17 protein-coding genes are annotated in these 20984 nt (G+C 44.0%); 7 read left to right on the top strand and 10 right to left on the bottom strand.

All coding sequences use genetic code 11. The annotated features are described in order from the left end of the window. Positions 1-98: 98 nt before the first annotated feature. The 4 genes from LZ23_RS19005 to LZ23_RS18990 all read right to left on the bottom strand — a co-directional run bounded on the left by LZ23_RS19005 (position 99) and on the right by LZ23_RS18990 (position 2250). Entirely contained in the window at positions 99-431 is a 333-nt protein-coding gene (locus tag LZ23_RS19005; protein ID WP_045216784.1) for a ferredoxin-thioredoxin reductase catalytic domain-containing protein, read from the bottom strand. Next, positions 428-685: a glutaredoxin family protein gene (locus LZ23_RS19000; RefSeq protein ID WP_045216782.1), complete on the bottom strand. Its 258-nt coding sequence runs from the start codon at positions 683-685 to the stop codon at positions 428-430. The genes LZ23_RS19005 and LZ23_RS19000 overlap by 4 nt, the downstream gene beginning before the upstream one ends. 20 nt (positions 686-705) lie before the next feature. Then, entirely contained in the window at positions 706-1371 is a 666-nt protein-coding gene (locus LZ23_RS18995) for a CBS and ACT domain-containing protein (RefSeq protein ID WP_045216781.1), read from the bottom strand. 438 nt (positions 1372-1809) lie between these two features. After that, positions 1810-2250 (bottom strand): universal stress protein, encoded by a 441-nt coding sequence (locus LZ23_RS18990; protein ID WP_045216780.1) that lies wholly within the window; start codon positions 2248-2250, stop codon positions 1810-1812. Positions 2251-3200: 950 nt separating this feature from the next. Between LZ23_RS18990 and LZ23_RS18980 the strand changes: the two genes are divergently transcribed. Then, positions 3201-4361: a hypothetical protein gene (locus tag LZ23_RS18980; protein WP_045216777.1), complete on the top strand. Its 1161-nt coding sequence runs from the start codon at positions 3201-3203 to the stop codon at positions 4359-4361. A 120-nt stretch (positions 4362-4481) separates the two neighbouring features. Beyond that, positions 4482-5534, top strand: coding sequence for an NAD(P)-dependent alcohol dehydrogenase (locus LZ23_RS18975; RefSeq protein ID WP_045216775.1), 1053 nt, complete (start codon positions 4482-4484; stop codon positions 5532-5534). Between the two features lie 724 nt (positions 5535-6258). Here LZ23_RS18975 and LZ23_RS18970 read toward each other — a convergent pair. The 6 genes from LZ23_RS18970 to LZ23_RS18940 all read right to left on the bottom strand — a co-directional run bounded on the left by LZ23_RS18970 (position 6259) and on the right by LZ23_RS18940 (position 14407). Beyond that, positions 6259-7023 carry an enoyl-ACP reductase FabI gene (locus LZ23_RS18970; protein WP_045216774.1) on the bottom strand — a complete coding sequence of 255 codons (765 nt, stop codon included), beginning with the start codon at positions 7021-7023 and terminating at the stop codon, positions 6259-6261. 144 nt (positions 7024-7167) lie between these two features. Then, on the bottom strand, positions 7168-8061 hold the full coding sequence (locus LZ23_RS18965) for a phosphoribosylaminoimidazolesuccinocarboxamide synthase (protein WP_045216772.1): 894 nt from the start codon (positions 8059-8061) through the stop codon (positions 7168-7170). Positions 8062-8701: 640 nt separating this feature from the next. Next, positions 8702-10012, bottom strand: coding sequence for a histidinol dehydrogenase (gene hisD, locus LZ23_RS18955; protein WP_045216769.1), 1311 nt, complete (start codon positions 10010-10012; stop codon positions 8702-8704). 670 nt (positions 10013-10682) lie between these two features. Beyond that, positions 10683-12629, bottom strand: coding sequence for a transglycosylase SLT domain-containing protein (locus LZ23_RS18950; RefSeq protein WP_052507527.1), 1947 nt, complete (start codon positions 12627-12629; stop codon positions 10683-10685). A gap of 33 nt (positions 12630-12662) precedes the next feature. Next, complete coding sequence (gene galE / locus LZ23_RS18945) at positions 12663-13649, bottom strand: UDP-glucose 4-epimerase GalE (RefSeq protein ID WP_045216767.1); 987 nt, start codon at positions 13647-13649, stop codon at positions 12663-12665. Positions 13650-13705: 56 nt separating this feature from the next. After that, the gene (locus LZ23_RS18940) at positions 13706-14407 is read right to left on the bottom strand and encodes a molybdopterin-guanine dinucleotide biosynthesis protein MobB (protein ID WP_045216765.1); all 702 of its coding nucleotides are present in this window, start codon (positions 14405-14407) and stop codon (positions 13706-13708) included. Between the two features lie 1015 nt (positions 14408-15422). Between LZ23_RS18940 and hisS the strand changes: the two genes are divergently transcribed. From hisS to LZ23_RS18910, 5 genes are read left to right on the top strand one after another with little or no spacing between them, the layout of a single operon-like run. After that, positions 15423-16706 carry a histidine--tRNA ligase gene (hisS, locus tag LZ23_RS18930; protein ID WP_052507526.1) on the top strand — a complete coding sequence of 428 codons (1284 nt, stop codon included), beginning with the start codon at positions 15423-15425 and terminating at the stop codon, positions 16704-16706. After that, the gene (aspS, locus tag LZ23_RS18925) at positions 16707-18509 is read left to right on the top strand and encodes an aspartate--tRNA ligase (protein ID WP_045216760.1); all 1803 of its coding nucleotides are present in this window, start codon (positions 16707-16709) and stop codon (positions 18507-18509) included. It abuts the gene before it with no gap. Between the two features lie 4 nt (positions 18510-18513). Beyond that, positions 18514-19023: a peptide deformylase gene (gene def, locus LZ23_RS18920; protein WP_045216759.1), complete on the top strand. Its 510-nt coding sequence runs from the start codon at positions 18514-18516 to the stop codon at positions 19021-19023. Continuing rightward, positions 18999-19949 carry a methionyl-tRNA formyltransferase gene (gene fmt, locus LZ23_RS18915; RefSeq protein WP_045216757.1) on the top strand — a complete coding sequence of 317 codons (951 nt, stop codon included), beginning with the start codon at positions 18999-19001 and terminating at the stop codon, positions 19947-19949. Before def ends, fmt begins: the two co-directional genes overlap by 25 nt. Before the next feature lie 47 nt (positions 19950-19996). Further along, entirely contained in the window at positions 19997-20842 is an 846-nt protein-coding gene (locus LZ23_RS18910) for a DUF116 domain-containing protein (RefSeq protein ID WP_052507525.1), read from the top strand. Positions 20843-20984: the final 142 nt, after the last annotated feature.

Here is a 20984-nt window from a genome sequence, read left to right as displayed (position 1 = left end):
ATAGTCAGTCTTATAGTCAGATTATGCCCCTGTAATGATGAAGTGTTTACAGCGGGGTAAAGTAAGTCCCCGCTGTAGAATTGCTGGAAAGGTAAGGTTTAAAACTTAATTTTCTCAGGTGGTCTTCTTTCTGGAACATATTCATGGGGAATTTTGTCCTGATTCCAGTCATCTGAAACATAAAGCCCGCAATAACAGCTCCCAAATTCCCGGACATCTTCTTCCCGATACTCACAGGGGCAGATAATATCCTTGTCATCCTTCTGGCTGCCTGAAGCAAGCCGGCATGGGCAGGCCATGTAACCGAGACGTTCTTTATTCTCCAGAAGACTGTGCATCAGTTCCATGACAAATTCCTGGTCCCGGTTAAAAAAATAACCTTTAGGTTCCTGAATTTTTTTAAGGGTTTCGTATAATTTTTCTGGAGTCATTTCTGGCATGCCTCAAGGATTTCATCTTCTTTAAGGCCTACAATGACCTTTTCACCATCACCTATAACAATAGTAGGAAATGAAATTTTGGGGTTATGCTTTTTCACTTCGCTCACAGCTTTTTCTTTTTCATCTCCGCTTAGTTTGTCTACATAAACAAAGTCATAGTCAATTTCTTTTTCATCCAGAAATTTCCGGGTTCTTTTGCAGTGTATGCAGGTGCTTAAGGCATAAAGAAAGATATTTTTAGCCATTATCATCTCCTTAGTTAAAATTATTGAGGATTGTCTCTCAGCCAGAAAAGAGTGTCAAATTTTAGCTCAATCTGACTTTTGAGAGCATTTTCTTCAGACCTGTCCATATCATGGATTCTCATGTAAACATGACGGAATCCCTGGTCTGCCTGATCGTGTGAGGTTAGTATGCTGATAACTCTGGCATTGTGAGATCTTAAAACATCAAGTAGCGGTTTAAGAGTTCCAGGTTGACTGGACAGCTTGATTCCAATTTTCAGGCCACCCTGATAAGCGCCTGTTATGTTGACCAATGCCTTGAATATGTCGGTTTCGGTTATAATGCCTACTACCTCACCTTTTTCATCAACTACAGGCAGCCCCTCAACCTTTTTTTCCAGCATTCTTATAGCTGCTTTTTCCAGGCTGTCTCCGACGTTGATGGTGAAAGGACTGGGAGTCATTATATCTTTGATCTTTATTTCTGAAAGCAGGTAATACAGTTCATGGACATCAAGGGTTGTGGCTTTGGAGGGTGAAGCATCCTTGATGTCTCTATCGGTGACAATGCCCACGAGCTTGCCGCTGTCATCAACAACGGGCAGTCGCCTGAAATTATTATCCTTGAATATTTTGGAGGCTTTGAGCATTGATGTATCTTTGGTCACAGTGGTTACTTCCGAACTCATCCAGTCTTTTATCAACATGATTGTTATCCTCCGTTCAATAAAGATTTTTACCCGGATATCACCAGGCTGTTATTTTGTCTAATTGCCATATGTACCCATCCTCATATTACGCTCAGCACACTACTAAACCAGGAAAAAAAAAGCAAATCAATTATATCAAAGCATCTGATCACTGGAGAATTACAAGTTATGACTTAATTGTTACTATTTGAACAAAAAAGCCTCATGGTTTCAAACAATTATTTGTGTATCTTGAGAGTTAAAAGTTATCAGTTAAGAGTTATTAGTTGAAGAAAAAAACATTATGATTTCAAATGGTTAGGCTATAAAAACGTCTGGATATCTAAAGCTTGTTAAATTGCAATAAATACAAGGGGTTGCACAAGAACTTTTGACTGTCCAGTTGTGTATAAAAAAATAAACCTAAGGTGTTACGCGAGAACTTTGACTGTTAGGTTATTCAGGTCTGATAGTTATAACAGGTACTTGTGCTGACTTGACCACTCTCTCAGCAACCGAACCCAGAAGCATTCTGCTGAAGCCTGTCCGTCCATGGGTTCCCATTACTATTAAGTCAATATTTTCTATGCGGGCAAAATCTAAAATTATTTCTGATGAGTAGCCTGCCAGAACATTACCAGTGACATCCAAAAAATCAAAGTTGTCCTTAATAAATGATTCCATACGAATTTCAGCATCTACAAAAGCTTCATTGACATAAGTTTGAAAGTCAGTTGGCGGGATGCGAAAATAAGAATACTGATCAATGGTGGGAGCAACATAGAGAACATGGACCTTAGCATTGAGTGCAACGGCAATTTCCTGGGCATAAGAAGCGATTTTAGAGCTTATTTCTGAGAAATCAATAGCGCATAGGATTGTTTTAATTTCTGTCATAGTTATTATCTCCGTTAATAATTGGTAAAAGGCTGTTTTCTAAATTTTTGTAACAGTTTTGTCTTTTTCTGTGGAATGTAGAATACAGGTGCCCCAGCCCTTGTTTTTATGTTGTAGTATAGAGATGACTTAATAACACTACAGCAACATATTTTAAGCTTAAAAGAGACTGGAATCGTATATGTAATAAATTCAGAGCATTACGGTTTTATCATATAGATTACTTCGGTCGCTTAGGCTCCCTCGTGGGTGACTGGTTTTCAGCAACTACATCCCTGACAACTCAGGTGTCATTGCGAGCGAGTCTTTTGACCCCGTTGAATACACGCAGTGTAGGCGCAGCCATTCAACTGGGGCGAGCGCGGCAATCCTTGTTGCGAGCGAAGCGAAGCAATCTCGTGTTGAGGCTATTACCTCTTTTTTTGTGGCTTAAGCCACATTTCAAAGAAGCGGCTGGAGCCGCAAGAACAAGACGTTCCCAGGCTGGAGCCTGGGAACGAGGGGTATAAGTTACTCACAGGTTCGATCCTGGTCCGCCCGGGTGAGGAGCTTAAAAAAGACAGGCTCTTTTGCTGCAGAATAGTCCCGCTGTATTGCGGTTTAAAATCGGAAAAAGAGTCTGTCCCCGTGCCGGATGCAAGTGGATAAAATGTTACAAATTTTTTAAAAATCATTATAGGTCAAGGCATTCCAACAGGCAAGAGAAAATAGTTTCGTCAGCTTCTCTTAAAAATTTTCCTCATGCTTCTGTACAACGGATTGAAAAGCTGATATCAGGACATTCAGGTTAACTGTTCACAATGGCAGAATCATTCAACCCTGCTTGAAGAAAAAGATTGTTATAAACTCCCCATCCGGTGTTTTTTACTTCTTATTTTTGAGGCAAGTGGGGCCGGGAATAACCAGGGTCCATGATAGCATATGATCTTATAACAAAAGGAGGAAATCAGATGGCAATGGTGTGTTGTTTTAATAAAACTGTTTTTCTGTTGGTCCTGTTTTTTTGTCTGACCGGGTTTAACTCAGCCAGTGCAGAGAAAAATCTGGATTTAGCGAAATATTATGCTATGATTAATGAAGACGGTTCTGCCATTAATGATGAATGGTGGATCATTAGTAATATTTTTGGGCGAGATAATGAACAGACCAATGGTCAGCAAAATATAGAATTGTGGCATGATGTTCGTCAGGTAGTCATTATTCGCGAAATTGATTCTGAGAACAACACTGTGGCTATCATAGAGGGAAGTTTTGAGGCTGATGGAGAGCTTACCCTGATTGGTGCTCACCTGTGGGAGATTCAAGATAGCCATATTGTATTGCATGCAAAGTATTTGACTCAAAATGAGATGCTTTTAAGAATAAAACCAGCTCCACGTTTCCCTCGTTTTTTCAATCCGGGAGAGGGCTTTTCATGGAATTCGGATCTGTATTTTCCAGATTACAACCTGCAATTGAAGGAAAATCAAAGCTTTTCTTACCATGGAAAGACAATGACCTTACCTTCCAACGCTGTGCCGGGAGACAACAGCCTTGAGGGTGTTGCCCTTGTAACATTGAATGAAACTACAAAAATATATGTAAATAATGAAAACACCCAGTATAGTAATATAACAGGTCAGGCTGGCTTTGCGCCAGGAAAGGGTATGGTCTGGTCTATTGGTTATATGAACGGGAGGCAGCAATTGGAGTCAGAGCTGATAGATCTTGTCAGGACCTTTAGCATTGACGAAGTCGTGGACTGGGGCAGGGGAGATTATCCTGATATCTTGCAAAATCAGGATATTGAAATGATTGTGGATGCTCTCTCAGCAATACCGCTGGCTACCAGTTTTGATGATGTCTCTAAGACAGGAACTGGCACAGGACTGAACCTGCACCAGAAAGCTGACATTATATTCAACTGGATTGAATCGCAGCTCCCTGATCTTTTTTCTCCTGTTCCGCAGCCAACTGTTGTTGATGAAGGGCTGATCTGGCGGTCGTACAATTATACTGACACTGCTCTTGGCATTATCCAAAACAGCCTTTATTATCTGGATGGCAGTGGTGAACTGCACGATCTCGGAGATGTGGATGCCTGGCTTAATCAGGCTATGCCCCAGGAATAGACAATTTGTTACAGTTTACTATATGGTAATTATACTACCTGTTTGTCTCTGTTGGCACGCCGGAAATGTTGACGAAAAAATTACCATGGTTTTAATAACTCTAATTATATGGAGGTTGCAATGAAAGCGTTTGTTGTTCACAGTATCGGTAAAGTTGGAATAATGGAGAAACCAGTTCCTGAACCAGGGCCAAATGATGTAATTGTAAAGACAACCAACGCCTTGATTTGTACATCTGATGTACATACCGTTGCCGGTGCTATTGGCGAGAAAAGCGACCTGACTCTTGGGCACGAAGGTGCAGGTACTGTTTATAAGATTGGCAGTGCGGTTAAAGGGTTCAAGGAGGGCGAGAGAGTTCTGGTTAATGCCATAACTCCCTGTTTCAAGTGTCACAACTGCCAGCGCGGCTATACTTCACAATGCGGACAGGCCCTGGGTGGATGGAAGTTTGCCAATATTAAGGATGGCTGTTTTGCTGAGTACTTTCATGTTAATGATGCTGAATCCAACTTAGTAAAGATTCCAGACTCAGTTTCTGATGAAGCTGCTCTATATACAACAGATATGATGTCCACCGGATTCATGGGGGCTGAGAATGGAAATATTCCTCTTGGAGGGATTGTAGCTGTTTTTGGTCAGGGACCGGTTGGTCTTATGTCAACAGCAGGAGCACGCCTGTTGGGTGCTGGTTTGGTCATAGCAGTGGAAAACATTCCTGCCAGACAGGAACTCGCTAAATTCTACGGTGCTGACGTTATTGTTGATTTTACCAAGGTTGATGCAGTGGAAGAAATTATGAAGCTGACTGATGGGCAGGGGGTAGATGCTGCCATTGAGGCACTGGGAGCTCAGATCACATTTGAGAACTGCATTAAAGTCACCAAGCCTGGAGGTACCATATCCAATATTGGCTACCATGGAGAGGGAGATTACATAAAAATACCGAGAGCTGAATGGGGTGTGGGCATGTCGGATAAGACTATTCGGACTGGACTTTGCCCTGGAGGCAGCGAAAGAATGTCCAGACTTCTGCGGCTTATTGAAAACGGACGTATTGATCCCACCAAGCTGACCACTCATCGTTTCAGCTTTGATGAGATTGAAAAAGGATTTCACATGATGGCCAATAAAGAGGACGGAGTTATCAAACCCCTGGTAACATTCAGCTGAGGCCAACAAGCATTAATGACGTAAAAATGAAAAAAATGGCAATAAGTAATTGTTGTCAACATTTTTCATGCTAAATACTAATGTGGGCTGTGCCCACAACCCAATTTAAACAAGGATCGTTAAGTTGGGGCGATAACCGTATTTTTCAGGCTGAAGGCTGAGGGCTGAAGGCTGAAGAATAAGGTTCCTGGGCATTATTGCTCTTTCAAGGTTAAAAAACTTTCTTGTTTTTTTCTACAGGATTGAAACGGTAAGTTACTAAAAAGGATGTCGGCACCTGCTGAAAGTCAAAAAGTACTATAGCAGGTGCTGTATCCTTCCTTATCTGATCCGAATCCGGCATCTACCCGCATTCCCAAAAAAGCAATCTTAACAGCCCGTTCTTCGCTGTTGAATTATTTAAAACTTTGCTTCTTTCGTATCTTCTTGCAGTTTAGTAGTGGATGCTACTTCAGATTCTTTTTGTTCTGTTCAGGGTCGTCTTCGCACTGCTGCCCACGGCAGCTGCTGTTGGTGTTAACTCCTCAACCTTGAATTTTGAGTTTGCGCAAAACAAACCTGCCAATTAAAATCCATAAAACAGCAAATAAAATAAGCCACACTATTGTGTTCATAAAAATCCTTGCTTTGCCCTTTGCGGGCTTTTGGAGGGTTATTGATCTGAAGGTTCACAGGTTCTGGCTCTTCGTTGCTGGTTCAGGAAACAAAGACCCTAAAGATCTACCTAAATCCCCATTATATTATATCCCGAGTCAACATAGAGCACCTCACCAGTTGTTCCTGATGACAGATCAGAGGCAAGATAAAGTGCAGCCTTGCCTACATCTTCCTGATCTATGTTACGTTTTAATGGAGCCTTTTGCTCAATGGTGCTTAGAATGGTTTTAAAACCTGTTATGCCCGAAGAAGCCAGTGTTTTTAAAGGACCGGCACTCAAAGCATTTACACGTATTCCCTTAGGTCCAAGATCAACAGCAAGATAACGTACTGATGCTTCAAGGGCTGCTTTGGCAACACCCATAACATTATAGTTGGTTATGGCCTTTTGAGCACCATAATAACTCATGGTCATCACAGATGCGTCTTTAGAAAAAAGTGGTTCAAAAGCCTGACAAAGGGCGGTAAGAGAATAAGCGGAAACATCTAAGGCCAGCTTGAATCCTTCTCTTGATGTTTCGATAAAACGCCCCTGCAAGTCATCTCGATTGGCAAACGCTACTGAGTGAACAAGAATATCTACCTGGCCCCATTTTTCATTTACAAGCTCTGCAGCTGCCTTGATTTGATCATCAATGGTAACATCACAATCAAAGATAAAATCTCCACCCAGTTCCTGGCTAATAGGTTCAACCCTTTTTTTCAGGGCATCACCAACATAACTGAAAGCCAGAGACGCACCGTTTTTTTTGAAAATATCTGCTACAGCATAAGCAATGCTTTTATTGTTTGCCACTCCAAATATCAAAGCTTTCTTATCTTTAAGAAGCATCAGGTCCTCCATTAGGGGTTGAAAGTAAGCCTTCACAATGATTGGTCACACTTCCCGGCAGGGGGAGGTATGATATCAGCTTGTCTGTGAGTATTATTCCGGGTTATCAGAAAGTTTGGATTAACGAAAATCTTCCTCAAATCTTTAAACTATCTCTTTTCCAGTCAGCAGTTTGTAAGCCAGCAAATATTTGCGGGATGTTTCCTGAACAATTTCCTCAGGAAGTTCTGGTGGTGGGGCTTTTTTATTCCAGCCGGTCTTCTCCAGCCAGTCCCTGAGATATTGTTTGTCAAAACTGGGCTGCCCCTTGCCAGGTTCATACTGGTCAGCGGGCCAGAAACGGGAAGAATCCGGTGTCAACACTTCATCAATGAGTACAATTCTATCATCAATTTGACCGAACTCAAACTTGGTATCAGCTACCAGAATTCCTTTTTCAGCAGCAAAATCCCTGCCTTTCTTATAGATTGCCAGAGAAAGCTCCTCAACCTTGCTTACGAGATCCTTTCCTTCACGCTCCCTGGCCTGGTCAACACTGATGTTTTCGTCATGTTCACCAGTGTCAGCCTTTGTGGAAGGTGTAAACAGAGGGTGTTCCAGTTTTTGAGACTCCACAAGATTGTCAGGTAACTGATATCCGCATACCTGTCCTGTTTTTTTGTAATCCTTCCAGCCTGAACCGGTAATATATCCCCGAACGATACATTCAATGGCAAGTGGTCTGGCCTTTTTAACAAGAACAGAGCGGTCCTGCAGATCTTCTTTATAATGTCCAAGATTTGAGGGAAAATCATCAACCTCAGCAGAGATTAAGTGGTTTTCAGCAATGTCTTGAAACATGTCCATCCAGAAAAGAGTGATCTGGTTCAGGACAACTCCCTTGCAGGGTATGGGCTGATTCATAACTACATCAAAAGCGCTCATACGGTCTGTTGTGATTATGAGCAGGGTATTGCTGTCAATTTCATAAATATCCCGCACTTTTCCCCGGGAAAGCAGATTGTATTCTTTAATATCAGTTTTTGATACTGTTTTCATATTATTGATTTCTGTAAAAGGAAGATACTAACGCGGGCTGAACCCGCAACCCCAAAAAAGAGATCTTAACCCCAAAATAGCTGTGACAAACTGCTCATATTTTAAACTTTCAAAACGCGTCATGCTACCATCTTACAAGTAACTATAATCGTTTTGATAATAAAATCAGACGGTTACAATTATCATATTTTTACGATTTTTACGATTTTTACTTTGATTGATGCACATTTGCCAGAAAAGTTCCGTCAAAGATGAGAGCTTTACGCCTGGCACAGCTTCCTGCCCGGAGGCTTATAGCCCGGAGGGGGACTGTCCCTCGCTGTGTAAATTTTCCATTGAAGCAAATTACTTCCAGGAACCAAAGGAGTATCCTTCTTTTTTATAGCACCTCGCGGGGACTGTCCCAATTTCCAAATATGGGACTGTTCTTCAATGTGGAGGCGGCTTCCAGCCGCCTGGAATTAAATAGCCTGCAGGATGCAGGCTCCACTTTAAAGACAGTTACTCACAAGTTCGGTCCCGGGCCGCCCGGGTGAGGAGCTTCTAACTTTAGCCTTCAGCCTGAAAACTCCAGCCTGAAAGCTCCAGTTCATCCAACTTAACGACCTTTGTTTCAGCCTCATTGCTGGCAAAACGGGCATTAGTAACTGTCTAAGCGCTGTTCAACGCTTCTGGCATGAGCCTCTAGGCCTTCTAATCTGGCCAGGCGTGCGATTTTGGCCCCGTGTTTTTCAATGTATTTTTGATTTGAAGAAAGTATACTGATATTCTTCTGAAAATCCTGGACAGACAAAGCCTGGGAGAATCTTGCAGTGGTCAAGGTAGGAAGAACATGATTGGGGCCAGCAAAGTAATCGCCCACCGGTTCAGGAGTGTTATTGCCCATAAAAACTGCTCCTGCACTGCGAATCATGTGCAGACATGACCATGGATCTTCAACGCAAATCTCGAGATGCTCAGGGGCTATGGAATTGCAAAGCTCAAATCCTTTTTTCAGGTCTGGAACCAGAAAAGAAGCCCCCCAGTCATGTAAAGCCTTTTTGGCCACATCACTTCTCGGAAGCATGTCAGTCTGTTTCTTGAGTTCCTGTCTGGTCTGGTCAATCAGTTCCTGATCTGTGCAGATCAAATAAGTTCCTGCCAGAGGATCATGTTCAGCCTGCGATAAAATATCTGCAGCAATATATTCAGGCCGCCCTGTATGGTCTGCCAGGACAGCAACTTCACTGGGTCCGGCAATCATATCTATCCCCACCTGGCCGACCAGCATTTTTTTGGCCATTGTTACGAAGATATTCCCTGGACCGGCAATCATATCCACGTGGGCAATGGTTTCAGTACCATAGGCCAGTGCAGCAATAGCCCAGGCTGAACCACATTGATAAACCTCGTCAATACCGAGGATATCCGCAGTAGCCAGAATATATGGGCTTATAGTCTTATCACTTCTTGGAGGAGAAACAACGCAGATAGAATCCACACCGGCCACAATGGCTGGAATGGCATTCATGAGCAAGCTTGAAATAAGCGGTGTTTCGCCTCCCTGGCCGCCGGGAACGTAAAGACCAGCTCTGTAAACCGGAGATACCATTTGTCCCATGATAGCGCCTTCCTGGTCAGGAACAAACCAGGAGTTGAGTTTTTGACGCTCATGAAAAGATCTGATCCGGTCAGCAGCTTCATGGATGATATCCAAATCATTTTTGTCTACTTCTGAGTGAGCTTTTTTAATGTCATCTGCAGGTACCCTGATATCTGAATCTTGAAAATCAGGGCAGTCAAACTTTTGCGTATACTCGACTACTGCCCGGTCTCCATCTTTCATGACCTTGTCCAGAATGTCGGCAACCGGTCCTTCAACGGATGAATCAGGCTGCATCCTGGTGATAAGCCAGGATTTAATTTGGGGCCAGTCGTTTCTTGATTCGTATGAAAATCTTTTTCCAAGCATATTAAATAGTCCTTTTATGGTGTAAATCGGATTGTGCCAACAGCCCAACTGGAAGAAGGTTAGTTAAGTTTGGGTGATAGCTGAAAGTTACTTGTAAGCACTTCACCCTGGGCCCGGGATCAAGCCTGTGAGTAACTTAACGAGTCTGTCACTTTTCTGAAAATTGGGACAGTCCCCGCGAGGTACAATAAAACAGATTGATACTCCATTGGTTCCTGGAAGAAATTTGCTTCAATGAAAAAATTTACACAGCGAGGGACAGTCCCCCTCCGGGCTATAAGCCTCCGGGCAGGAAGCTGTGCCAGGCGCAAAGCTCCCATCTTTGACGGAACTTTTCTGGCAAATGTGCATCAATCATAAGCAAAAATCGTGAAAATGTGAAAAATATAACCGTCTGATTTTATTAGCAAAACTATTCCAGTTACTTAGAAGCTCCTCACCCGGGCGGACCGGGACCAAACCTGTGAGTAACTTACTCCTCTCGTTCCCAGGCTTCATCTTGGGGACGCTATACTCTTGCGGCTCCGGCTGCTTCTTCAAAATGTAGCTGGAGCCACAAAAAAAGAGGTATTTCCAGGCTGGATCTCTGGAACAAGAGTAAAGTTAAAAACAAACAAAGAGTATAATAGATTGAATATGAAAAATCATCAAGAAAAAGGTATTTCAAAAATCAATCAATTTTTGCTGATACAATATTATGGCCAAGAATGTCGGGCATAAACGAACTTAGTCTTGTGGGCTCAAGCCCCAGTCTTGACTGATAAATGGCCTTATATGTAAATACTTTTTCAATATAATCTCTGGTTTCAAAAAAGGGGATGTTTTCCACCCAGATATCAGCAGCAATGGTTCCATTATCCGGCAGCCAGGATCTGACCCTGTGAGCGCCTGCGTTGTAGGCAGCTGTTGCCAGGACCGGATTGTTCTGCAGTTCCTCAAGACGCATGCTCAGGTAGTAGGTTCCGAACCTGATATTTCTTTCCGGACAAAGCAGGGCGTACTGATTGCTTAGACTCTCTCCGAGCATGGATGCTATGCGTCTGCCTGTAGCAGGCATAATCTGCATTACTCCGAGAGCTCCTGCCGGAGAACCTACATCAGCCATAAACATGCTTTCCTGACGTGCCAGGGCAAAGACCCAGGTAGGATCAAGTTTCCTTGTAGCAGAATATCTGTTAATTAAATCTGAAAATGACAGGGGAAACCTTATAATGAGATCATCAAACTCCGCAGCTCTCGCTGCCGCTATAATAGCCCGGTCATGCCAGCCGTAATCGTGAGCAACAATGGCAGCGGCTCTCCATTGGTCTGAGTTTACCTCGGAAACAGCAAAGTTCCATTCCCTTCTGGCGTCAGGCAATCTGTTTAAATAATAAAACTCCATTGCACGGCGAATTGCTGGATTATGCCGCATCTCTACAATATTTGAACCATACGCTGTAATGGGGTTATGTTCTATACGGTAGGGCTGATGGATGCGGTCAGCTGACAACAGAGAAAAATAATTTTGCCTGCCGAGAAGATCAAGATAGATCACTGATGCTTCTTGACGCAACCCCATCTCTTCAAGGATTCTGGCTCTCCAGTATTGCCATCGCGGTTCCTGCTGATGATTCTGATCCAGTTTTTCCCAGGCCGCAAGGGCATCTTCCCATTCACCAGCAAGTAAAGCACTGCGAACATGCCATTGTCTACTCTGCGAGGTAACAGTTTCGTCTGGCAGAGAGTTAAAATAAGAAACTGCCTGGGGATATTTTCTAAGGGCCAGAAAACGGGCAATTTCCTGTTCTATGGGGGCAGTGTTAAAAGCACTAAGGTCATGTCTTGATTTTAAGTTGTTCCAGTCCTCAAGAGCTTTGGGAGTATCCTGCCTTATCAGCCTGTTCATGCCTTGAGCCAGAATTTTTTCAGCAACAGAATGTTTTTGAGATGTCCAGTCAATTCTAAGGGTTCTAGCAGGATCATTGGCTACATTGATCCAAAGGTCTGCCAGACTGTGATCTTCTCTCGGGAGATACCTTTTCAGGTATCTGACCAGGCCATGCTGTCCCTGATTCATGGCCAGTTCAATCCTTGTCCACACCAGATCGGTTGAAAGCCCTCCAGCATTTCTCCAGTCGTCAAAAACAGGATCGCACTCTCTGGGTCTTGACCTGCCATGCTGCCATAAACGCTCGGCTTCCTGTCTTGCCTTGGCCTGATGTCCTGTTTCCAGCAGGGCTCGAGCATAAGAGCACTGCAGAGAAGCGCTTGTAACAGGTTGGTAGTCCCTGACCAGGGTGGTCCATTGTTGCTGTCGAACCAGATAATTTATCCAGCTTTGTCTGAGCATGGACGATAATGGAGAGTCAGAGTAGTCATCAAGAAATTCAAGTATTTGCTTTTCATTTCCCAAGGATATGTTTCTTCTTAGATTTTCATAAACAAGATATGGATAAAGGGGGTATTCTTCAAGTTCAGCCAAAAGTTTCTGATATTGCTGTATTCGATTATTCTGCAGGGCTTTTTCAGCTTTTATAAATTTTTCTCTCTGCTGCTCCAGTGATGCCCACGCATTACTTGCTGCAACTGAGAGCAACAATACAAACATCAGTAAAAAAAACATTCTTCCACGCATAAAAAGCTCCTGGATCAAATTTTTGTGTATCTGTTACCGTGGTTTAAGATGTAGTCTGTGCCAATCCCAGGCTGTCTTGATTATGGTTTCCAGATCATTGAACTCAGGCTTCCAGTCCAGTTTCTGCCTGGCCTTGTGAGAGATGGCAATCAGTGCTGGAGGGTCTCCTGCGCGTCTTGGAGTTTTTTGCACTGGGACACTGGTGCTGCTTATTTTTTCAACCATGTCCACGACCTCTTGAACACTGTGTCCCTGACCGGTTCCCAGGTTGAAAAAGTCACTCCTGTTATTGGCCTTCATATATTCCAAAGCCAGTACATGAGCCCTGGCCAGGTCAGTAACGTGAATATAGTCACGAAGAGCTGTACCGTCGGCAGTTGGATAATCATGCCCAAAGATGCTCAGTCTTTCACGCATGTTCATGGCTGCCATTATTGTCAATGGGATCAGGTGTGTTTCCGGATCATGATCTTCTCCCACCAGCCCCTCGGGATCAGCACCTGCTGCGTTGAAATAACGCAGAGAAATATTTTTTATGTCATAAGCCTGATCATAATCTTTGAGAATCTGTTCAATCATGAGCTTGCTTCGACCATAAGGATTTATGGGGTTCTGGAGATGACTTTCCGGTATGGGTATTTCCAGGGGGTTGCCGTATGTTGCGCAAGTACTTGAAAAGACTATATACCTGCACCCGAATTTACGCATGGATTCCAGTAAATTCAAGGTGCCGGCAACATTGTTCAGGTAATATTTTGCCGGATCGCTGACTGATTCCCCGACATAGGCATAGGCTGCAAAGTGTATCACTGCCTGTGGCTGATATTTTTTAAACACAGCATCCGTAACTTCAGGATTGCTGATGTCGCCTTTCACCAATGGCCCCCATTTTACTGCCCATTCATGACCGTAAACCATGTTGTCCAGTGTAACAGGGGTGTAGCTTGAGTTGGATAGTTCTTTGCAGGCATGGCTGCCTATATATCCGGCTCCGCCGGTAACAAGAATATTATTGTTCATAAAATCCAGATAGCTTCATTAGCAATATTATCAGTTAAAATTGTCGCAGCAAAGTGTTATTTAATTATAATTTCAACCTGACCGGGTGAGTAACCTTTAAGTTCTGATATCATACCTGTTATGGCTTTGCTGATGATTTTCTCTACAAAAGGGTTCATAGCAAGAGGCTGGTTATTGATTCTAACAGTCATGGCTGTATCTTTGGCCAGACACTCAGAAGGTGTTGCCTGACCACGCACAATTTGCCTGGCCAGTTCCAGGCATGTTTCATGGTCACAGGAACCACAGTCCAGCCCGGGCAGTATAAAGCCTTTCTCAAGAAGAAGATCTGCCAGGTCCTGGATATTGTTTATACTGGGAATGCCAGGGTGGGTGACCTTGCCCCAGGTAGCCAGGGCCAGACCGTTACCAAGTTTGACCGCATCTTCAGGATCCTTGAGGATAAGTATCCGGGGAAGCCATGTCAAACTTTTACCACCCTCAATTAGAAGGACATCTCCTTTCATCAGGGGCAATAGATCTGGAAGGTACTTTTTGCCAGGCCACATGAAAAGGGTTTCGTTTTCGTTCAGGGCTGCAGTATCTGCGGACATTTTAGTGAACTTGAAAGTGTCTGAATTTTCTTTATCAAATGTATGATGAGAAAACTTTGCTGTTGATGCCCGGATATCTCTTTTTGAAAGTTCTTCTAATAACTGCAACATAAGAGTAGTTTTGCCGCTTTTTTTATAACCTACAATGGACAGGGCCTGCTGCATGTAAACTCCTGTATTTGGTGTTGATAACTTAATGCGTGCTGTGCCGCAATCCAGTTTAAACAAGAATAGTTAAGTTTGGGCGATAACCTACTTCTCAGGCTGAAGGCTGAAGGCTGAAGAATAAGGATCTTGGGCATCATTGCTCTTTCAAGGTTAAAAAAATCGTAACAGTTTAGCCATTTGCATGTGGCACGGGGACTGGCTCTCCCAGCCCTTGTTTTATTAAGTCTGTGTTTTACATCAACAAAAAACAAGGGTTGGGGTGCCTGTCCCCTGCTTTCCTTAGAAAAGGGCTAAACTATTACAAAAAATCTTGTTTTTTTCTACAGGATTGAAACGGTAAGTTACTAAAAACCTGTAACACAACAGCGACACTTTATCTAAGCTGGATGGGGACTTGCTCTTTTGCCGTCAGATACTCCGGCTTTTTTACGGTTTAAGGTCGACAGAAGTCCCGGGACCAGGTGGCGGAAGTAATAATCAACGCAATTTTCGCTGCAGAGGTAAAAAAAGGCAAGAAAAATTAAGGCACAGGTTAGGGTAGCATTGGCCAATGATTTAAATCTTCTCCCTTCAGCCTTCAGCCTTCAGCCTTCTCTTCACTCCCTTCAGCCTTCAGCCTTCAGCCTTCAGCCTTCAGCCTTCAGTCTTCTCTTCACTCCCTTCAGCCTGAAATTTGTGGTTTTGACATTCGTTGGCGCATGGACTAACATGTGTCCGTTAAAAGACAGTCTAAGAGCATACAGCAATCTGCTACTATTGCCAGCCTTATCTGTCCAGCATAATTCATCCCCATATGTCAAGTTGTAACCCTGGGAGCATTACGCGTTTCTGAAAAGTCAATTGGGGACAGTCCCGAAGCCAGGGACAGTCCCCGTGCTAGGCCGTCACAAACGGGTTCTATCTCCAAAATAGTTATGACATACAGCTCGGATTTATAGTTTTCAGAAACGCGAAATGCTCCCGTAACCCTTGATGCCTGAAAAACCTATTGACTGATAATTGGATAACGATAATGAGCAAGATTAACAGAATTAAAGGTTTTGCAGACCTTTTTCCACCTGAAAGTACTGCTTATGTATTTATGGAGGAAACTGCGAGAGAAGTGTTTTCCCGATATGGATATCAGGAGGTCAGGATTCCTGTCCTGGAACATACTGAGCTGTTTGCCAGATCTATAGGCCAGGAAACCGATGTTGTTCAAAAAGAAATGTATACTTTTCCGGATCGCAAGGGCAGAAGCCTTACTTTGCGTCCTGAGGCTACAGCAGGTGTAGTCAGATCATATATTGACAGCTCTTTTTCAGGGGCGGGAATGATGGCCAAGCTTTTCACTTTTGGCCCCATGTTCCGCTATGAACGCCCTCAAAAAGGCAGAATGCGCCAATTTCATCAGATTAACGCTGAAATCATTGGAGAGGATTCGCCATGGTCAGATGCTGAAGTAATCATCATGCTCTGGTCATATTTAAAGAAGCTCGGATTGCAGAGCTTAGATATTGAAATCAACTCCCTGGGTTGCGCTGGGTGCCGACCTGGTTTTCATAATAGCCTCAAAGCTTACCTTAAAATGCTGGACCAGAAAGCTCTATGTTCTGACTGTCGAAAAAGATCTGAAAGCAACCCGTTGCGTGTTCTTGACTGCAAGGTTCCAGGATGCAGGGATATGATGGAGGATGCTCCGCGCATAAACTCCAACATATGCGCTGGTTGTGAGAGCCATTTTGAAACAGTCATCAGCATGCTTGAAAGCTTTGGTCTGAAATATTATTTGAATCCCAATCTTGTGCGCGGCCTGGACTATTACCAGAGGACCACCTTTGAAGTTATTTCACATGATATTGGTGCTCAGAGTTCAGTAGCCGGTGGCGGAAGATATGACGGTCTTGTGGGATCTCTTGGAGGGCCGGATGTTCCAGGCATTGGCTTTGCCTGTGGAATGGAAAGGCTGGCACTGCTTTTACAGGACCTTAACGATCGACCAAAGGATTTTTACCTTGCGGTTCTTCATGAGCAGGCACTGAGCAAGGGACTTTTACTGGCCCAGAGACTACGTGATAAGGGTTTTTCAGGAGATATGGGGTTTCAGGTCAGAAGTGTCAAGGCTCAACTCAGGCAGGCAAATAAAATGGGTGTAAAAACCTGTCTTCTTCTTGGAATAGATGAGTTAGAAAAGCGAGAAATACAGGTAAAAGATATGGAAACCGGTGTTCAGAAGACAGTTGGACAGGACGATGTTGAACAGGCCCTTGGTTTGAATATAAAGGGTAAGAATAACAATTTTGTAAGGAAAGGATAAATGCAGGAATCAAGATACGAAATGGAAGTCCAGCCCCTGGGCTGGTGGGTCAGAAGTCATCATTGCAATGAACTGAACTTGGAAAATGTTGATCAGCATGTCTGCCTCATGGGTTGGGTACAATACCGCAGAGACCATGGGGGGTTGATATTTATCGATCTCAGAGACAGACACGGGTTGACGCAGGTGGTTTTTACACCTGATGCCAATGCCCTGGCATTGGAAGAAGCCCACGGACTTCGCTCTGAATATGTTATGGCCATCAAGGGTGTGGTCAGGGCAAGACCCAAGGATATGGTCAATCCCAATCTGCAGACAGGTGAGATTGAAGTAGAGGTGGTGGAGTTCAGACTGCTTAACAAAGCCAAAACTCCACCTTTTATAATAGAAGATCGTATGGATGCTGCAGAAAGCCTGCGTCTTAAGTATCGCTACTTAGACTTGAGAAGGCCGCAGATGACCTCCAACCTGGTGTTCAGAAGCAGGGCTGTGCAGGCCATGCGTAGTTTTCTGCATGACAATAATTTTATTGAAGTGGAAACTCCTGTACTCACCAAAAGCACTCCTGAGGGAGCCAGAGACTTTCTCGTTCCCAGCCGTCTGAATCAGGGAGAGTTTTATGCCTTGCCTCAATCGCCTCAATTATTTAAGCAGCTTCTAATGTGCTCCGGCATGGATCGATATTACCAGGTGGTAAAATGTTTCCGAGATGAAGACTTAAGGGCTGACCGCCAGCCTGAGTTCACTCAGGTTGACTTAGAAATGTCATTTGCTGATGAAGAAGGAGTCATGTCCATTTCTGAGAAGCTACTGGCTCATTTGTTTAAAGAAACCATGGATATAGAATTGGAGATACCATTTACCAGGATAAGTTATGCCCAGGCCATTGCTGATTATGGTCTGGACAAGCCTGATATACGTTTTGATCTCAAACTCAAGGATATAACCAGTCTGGTAAAAGGTTCCGAGTTCAGGCTGTTTGCTGAGGCTGAACTGGTTAAGGCTATGGCGGTTCCCGGGGGAAGCGAGCTTTCCAGAAAAGAAATTGATGACTTTACTGAATATGTAAAAATATATGGAGCCAAGGGGCTGGCCTGGATTAAAATCAAGGAAGATGAATGGCAGTCACCCATTGCAAAGTTTCTGAGTCAGGAGGAGCGTTCGGCCATTGGTGCGGAGTTTGATCTGCAACCCGGAGACATTATTTTTTTCCAGGCAGGGCCTGCCGATATGGTCAACACAGCTCTGGGCTATCTTAGAGTAAGACTTGCTGAACGTTTTGATTTAATACCCGAGAATGAATTTGCTCCATTATGGGTAACTGATTTTCCACTTTTAGAATGGGATGATGAGGATAAAAGATGGGTGGCCAGGCACCATCCGTTTACTTCCCCCAAAGACAGTCACTTTGAAATGTTGCAGTCTGATCCAGGCCAGGCCCTGGCCAGGGCATACGATTTGGTTCTTAATGGCAATGAAGTCGGTGGTGGTTCTATTCGTATCCACAACAGCAGCGATCAGCAGAAGATGTTTGCAGCGCTGGGCATTGATGAAGAGGAGGCTCAGGCCAAGTTCGGTTTTCTGCTGCAGGCCTTGGAATACGGCGCTCCTCCCCATGGCGGCCTTGCATTCGGCCTTGACCGTTTGATAATGCTTATGAATAAATGTTCGTCCATCAGGGATGTCATTGCCTTCCCCAAAACACAGAAAGCAGCCTGTGTAATGACTGATGCTCCTTCCCATGTATCTGCCGCGCAACTGCGGGAACTAGGATTAAAACTAAGAGAAAAACCAAAAGTGTAAGAATATGGTTAGAAAGTTAGTTACTTATCCTCACGAAGTTCTTTGCTCTAAGGCGAGACCTGTTGAGGAGATAGATGATTTTATAAAAGAGCTCTCAAAAGATATGGCGCAGGTGATGTACGAGAACCGGGGTATAGGTCTGGCCGCTCCCCAGGTTGGAGAATGTCTGCGCCTTATAACCGTGGATATCAGTGGACCTGACAAACGCGATGAATTGATGGTGCTTGTGAATCCCGAGATCATTGAAGAAGATGGAGAGGCGGAAAGTGAGGAAGGGTGCCTGAGTGTCGTTGGTTACAAGACATCTGTTAAAAGAGCCGAAAAAGTCAAGGTAAAGGCCAGTGATCTTGACGGAAAGGAAGTGTGTATCGAGGCTGATGACCTTTTGGCTACCTGCCTGCAGCATGAAATTGATCACCTTGATGGTGTTCTGTTTATTGATCGCATCAGCAGGTTGAAACGTAAAATGTATGACAAGAAGTTGAACAGATGGCTCAAAAGCAAAAACGATTAGTTTTTATGGGAACTCCTGATTTTGCCAGGATAATTCTGGAATATGTCCTCAACTGGAGTGGGGGAGATGTTGTAGCTGTTTACACTCAGCCGGACAGGCCTTGTGGACGTGGCAGAAACATCCGGTGCTCGCCAGTCAAGGAGTTGTCTGAGGAAAAAGGCATTGAACTGCAGCAGCCTGAAAACTTCAAGCAGGACTCAGAGGTAAAAAAGCTTTCATCATATCAGCCCGACTTTCTTCTTGTGGCTGCTTATGGACTTATTCTACCTCAGAAAGTCCTTGATATTCCCCGGGAAATGCCCCTGAATGTTCATGCTTCATTATTGCCGAAATACAGAGGAGCAGCACCCATACAAAGGGCAATCATGAACGGGGAAGTTGTGACTGGTATCAGTATCATGCGCATGACTCGTGGACTGGATTCAGGGCCTGTATTGCTGCAAAGGGCCATGGGAATTGACATCAATGATACAGCCGGCAAGCTGCATGATGACCTGGCCCATATGGGAGGCCGGATGCTGGTGGAGTCTCTTGAAAGCCTGCAAAAGGGTACTGTAGCTTTGATGGAGCAAAATGAAAATCTTGTTTCCTATGCTCCCAAATTAAGTAAGGAAGAGGGGAGAATTAACTGGCATTTGCCGTCTAAAGATATTCACAACCTTGTCAGAGGCCTGAATCCCTGGCCTGGATCTTTTTTTGACTGGACCAAACCTGACGGACAGGTCGTAAAACTGCAGATTTATCCGGGAAAAGTCGGCCCTGACAAACCAGAAGATATAGTTCCGGGTACTGTAATGGGAGTAAGGGATGGGTTTCTTGAAATAGCAGCTCTGGATAAGGTTTACCTGACCCCCAGGGTCAAACCAGGAAGCAGCAGAGAAATGGATGCCAAAAGTTTCGAGTGTGGTTTTTTAAGCAAGTGCTGATGCAGTATTAACAGGATTTTCAGCGACTTATTTCGGGTCACAAGCAGATGTCTGAACAAAAAGAAATATTTCTCGAAAAGGAGATCGAGTCTTCTTTTGTGGCGAGAAAGAGATTATTTATCGGGCTCATCACCACTACTTCCATACTGGTTTGCCTGATTCTGGTATTTCTCTGGTTAATTCCATTTGTTGGGCTGCAAAATATCCATCCTGCCGCATCCTGGATTTTGGGACTGGCAGTGACTCTAAGCATTCTATTTACTGCATGGGCAGCCCTGGCACTGGTCCTGAACATTCTTTTAAAACGTCAGGTCTTGTTTTCCGGTAAAATCAGAGGGCTCAGTATTCGCATTTTTCTCCCCCTTATGACCATTTTTGGTCGCTTGCTGGGCATACCAAAGCAGAAAATTCGCTCCTCTTTCATCAAGGTCAATAATGAACTGGTTCTTTCAGAAAATAAAAAATATCCTCCTGGTAAAGTACTGATGCTTATGCCTCATTGTCTGCAGAAAAGTACCTGCAGCAGGCGACTGACCTATAACGTAAACAACTGCAAAAGATGTCATGAATGCGCCATTGCCGGTCTGCTTGAACTCAGCGAAGAGTTTGGTGTGCACCTGGCCATTGCCACCGGGGGCACAATAGCCCGAAGAATTGTGGTCAATCTGCGGCCCAAAATTATTCTTGCCGTAGCCTGCGAAAGAGACTTGTCCAGCGGAATTCAGGATACATATCCTATTCCTGTTTACGGAGTGCTGAATGATCGGCCCATGGGACCCTGTTTAGATACCCAGGTTGCCTTGGACCATGTCCGTCGGGCCCTGGAGTTGTTTGTTCAAAACCAGACTGTTGACAAAAAAGTGTCTGCTGCTGAGACAGCAACCAGTAATTAATCTTTAAGTTTGCTGCTGCAGATAATCCCTCATTGTGTTTTTTTTGGGAAGCTCTTCACCAGGGCGGTCCGGGACCGAACCTGTGAGTAACTTTACGAGTCTGTCACTTTTCTGGAAATTGGGACAGTCCCCGCGAGGTACT

Origin of the sequence: Desulfonatronovibrio magnus, assembly GCF_000934755.1 — a bacterium.
GTDB classification, from domain to species: Bacteria; Desulfobacterota; Desulfovibrionia; order Desulfovibrionales; family Desulfonatronovibrionaceae; genus Desulfonatronovibrio; species Desulfonatronovibrio magnus.
Note: the sequence above shows the minus strand (reverse complement) of the source record. Positions and strands in the feature narration are given on the sequence as shown.

Bases quoted from the DNA above. Each gene is read 5' to 3' on its own strand.
- LZ23_RS18970 (WP_045216774.1), bottom strand. From the start codon at position 7,023: ATGCTTCTTAAAGATAAGAAAGCTTTGATATTTGGAGTGGCAAACAAT.
- aspS (WP_045216760.1), top strand. From the start codon at position 16,707: ATGCAGGAATCAAGATACGAAATGGAAGTCCAGCCCCTGGGCTGGTGG.
- hisD (WP_045216769.1), bottom strand. From the start codon at position 10,012: ATGCTTGGAAAAAGATTTTCATACGAATCAAGAAACGACTGGCCCCAA.
- LZ23_RS18995 (WP_045216781.1), bottom strand. From the start codon at position 1,371: ATGTTGATAAAAGACTGGATGAGTTCGGAAGTAACCACTGTGACCAAA.
- def (WP_045216759.1), top strand. From the start codon at position 18,514: ATGGTTAGAAAGTTAGTTACTTATCCTCACGAAGTTCTTTGCTCTAAG.
- LZ23_RS19000 (WP_045216782.1), bottom strand. From the start codon at position 685: ATGGCTAAAAATATCTTTCTTTATGCCTTAAGCACCTGCATACACTGC.
- LZ23_RS18940 (WP_045216765.1), bottom strand. From the start codon at position 14,407: ATGCAGCAGGCCCTGTCCATTGTAGGTTATAAAAAAAGCGGCAAAACT.
- LZ23_RS18965 (WP_045216772.1), bottom strand. From the start codon at position 8,061: ATGAAAACAGTATCAAAAACTGATATTAAAGAATACAATCTGCTTTCC.
- LZ23_RS18950 (WP_052507527.1), bottom strand. From the start codon at position 12,629: ATGCGTGGAAGAATGTTTTTTTTACTGATGTTTGTATTGTTGCTCTCA.
- hisS (WP_052507526.1), top strand. From the start codon at position 15,423: ATGAGCAAGATTAACAGAATTAAAGGTTTTGCAGACCTTTTTCCACCT.
- LZ23_RS18910 (WP_052507525.1), top strand. From the start codon at position 19,997: ATGTCTGAACAAAAAGAAATATTTCTCGAAAAGGAGATCGAGTCTTCT.
- fmt (WP_045216757.1), top strand. From the start codon at position 18,999: ATGGCTCAAAAGCAAAAACGATTAGTTTTTATGGGAACTCCTGATTTT.
- LZ23_RS19005 (WP_045216784.1), bottom strand. From the start codon at position 431: ATGACTCCAGAAAAATTATACGAAACCCTTAAAAAAATTCAGGAACCT.
- LZ23_RS18975 (WP_045216775.1), top strand. From the start codon at position 4,482: ATGAAAGCGTTTGTTGTTCACAGTATCGGTAAAGTTGGAATAATGGAG.
- galE (WP_045216767.1), bottom strand. From the start codon at position 13,649: ATGAACAATAATATTCTTGTTACCGGCGGAGCCGGATATATAGGCAGC.
- LZ23_RS18980 (WP_045216777.1), top strand. From the start codon at position 3,201: ATGGCAATGGTGTGTTGTTTTAATAAAACTGTTTTTCTGTTGGTCCTG.
- LZ23_RS18990 (WP_045216780.1), bottom strand. From the start codon at position 2,250: ATGACAGAAATTAAAACAATCCTATGCGCTATTGATTTCTCAGAAATA.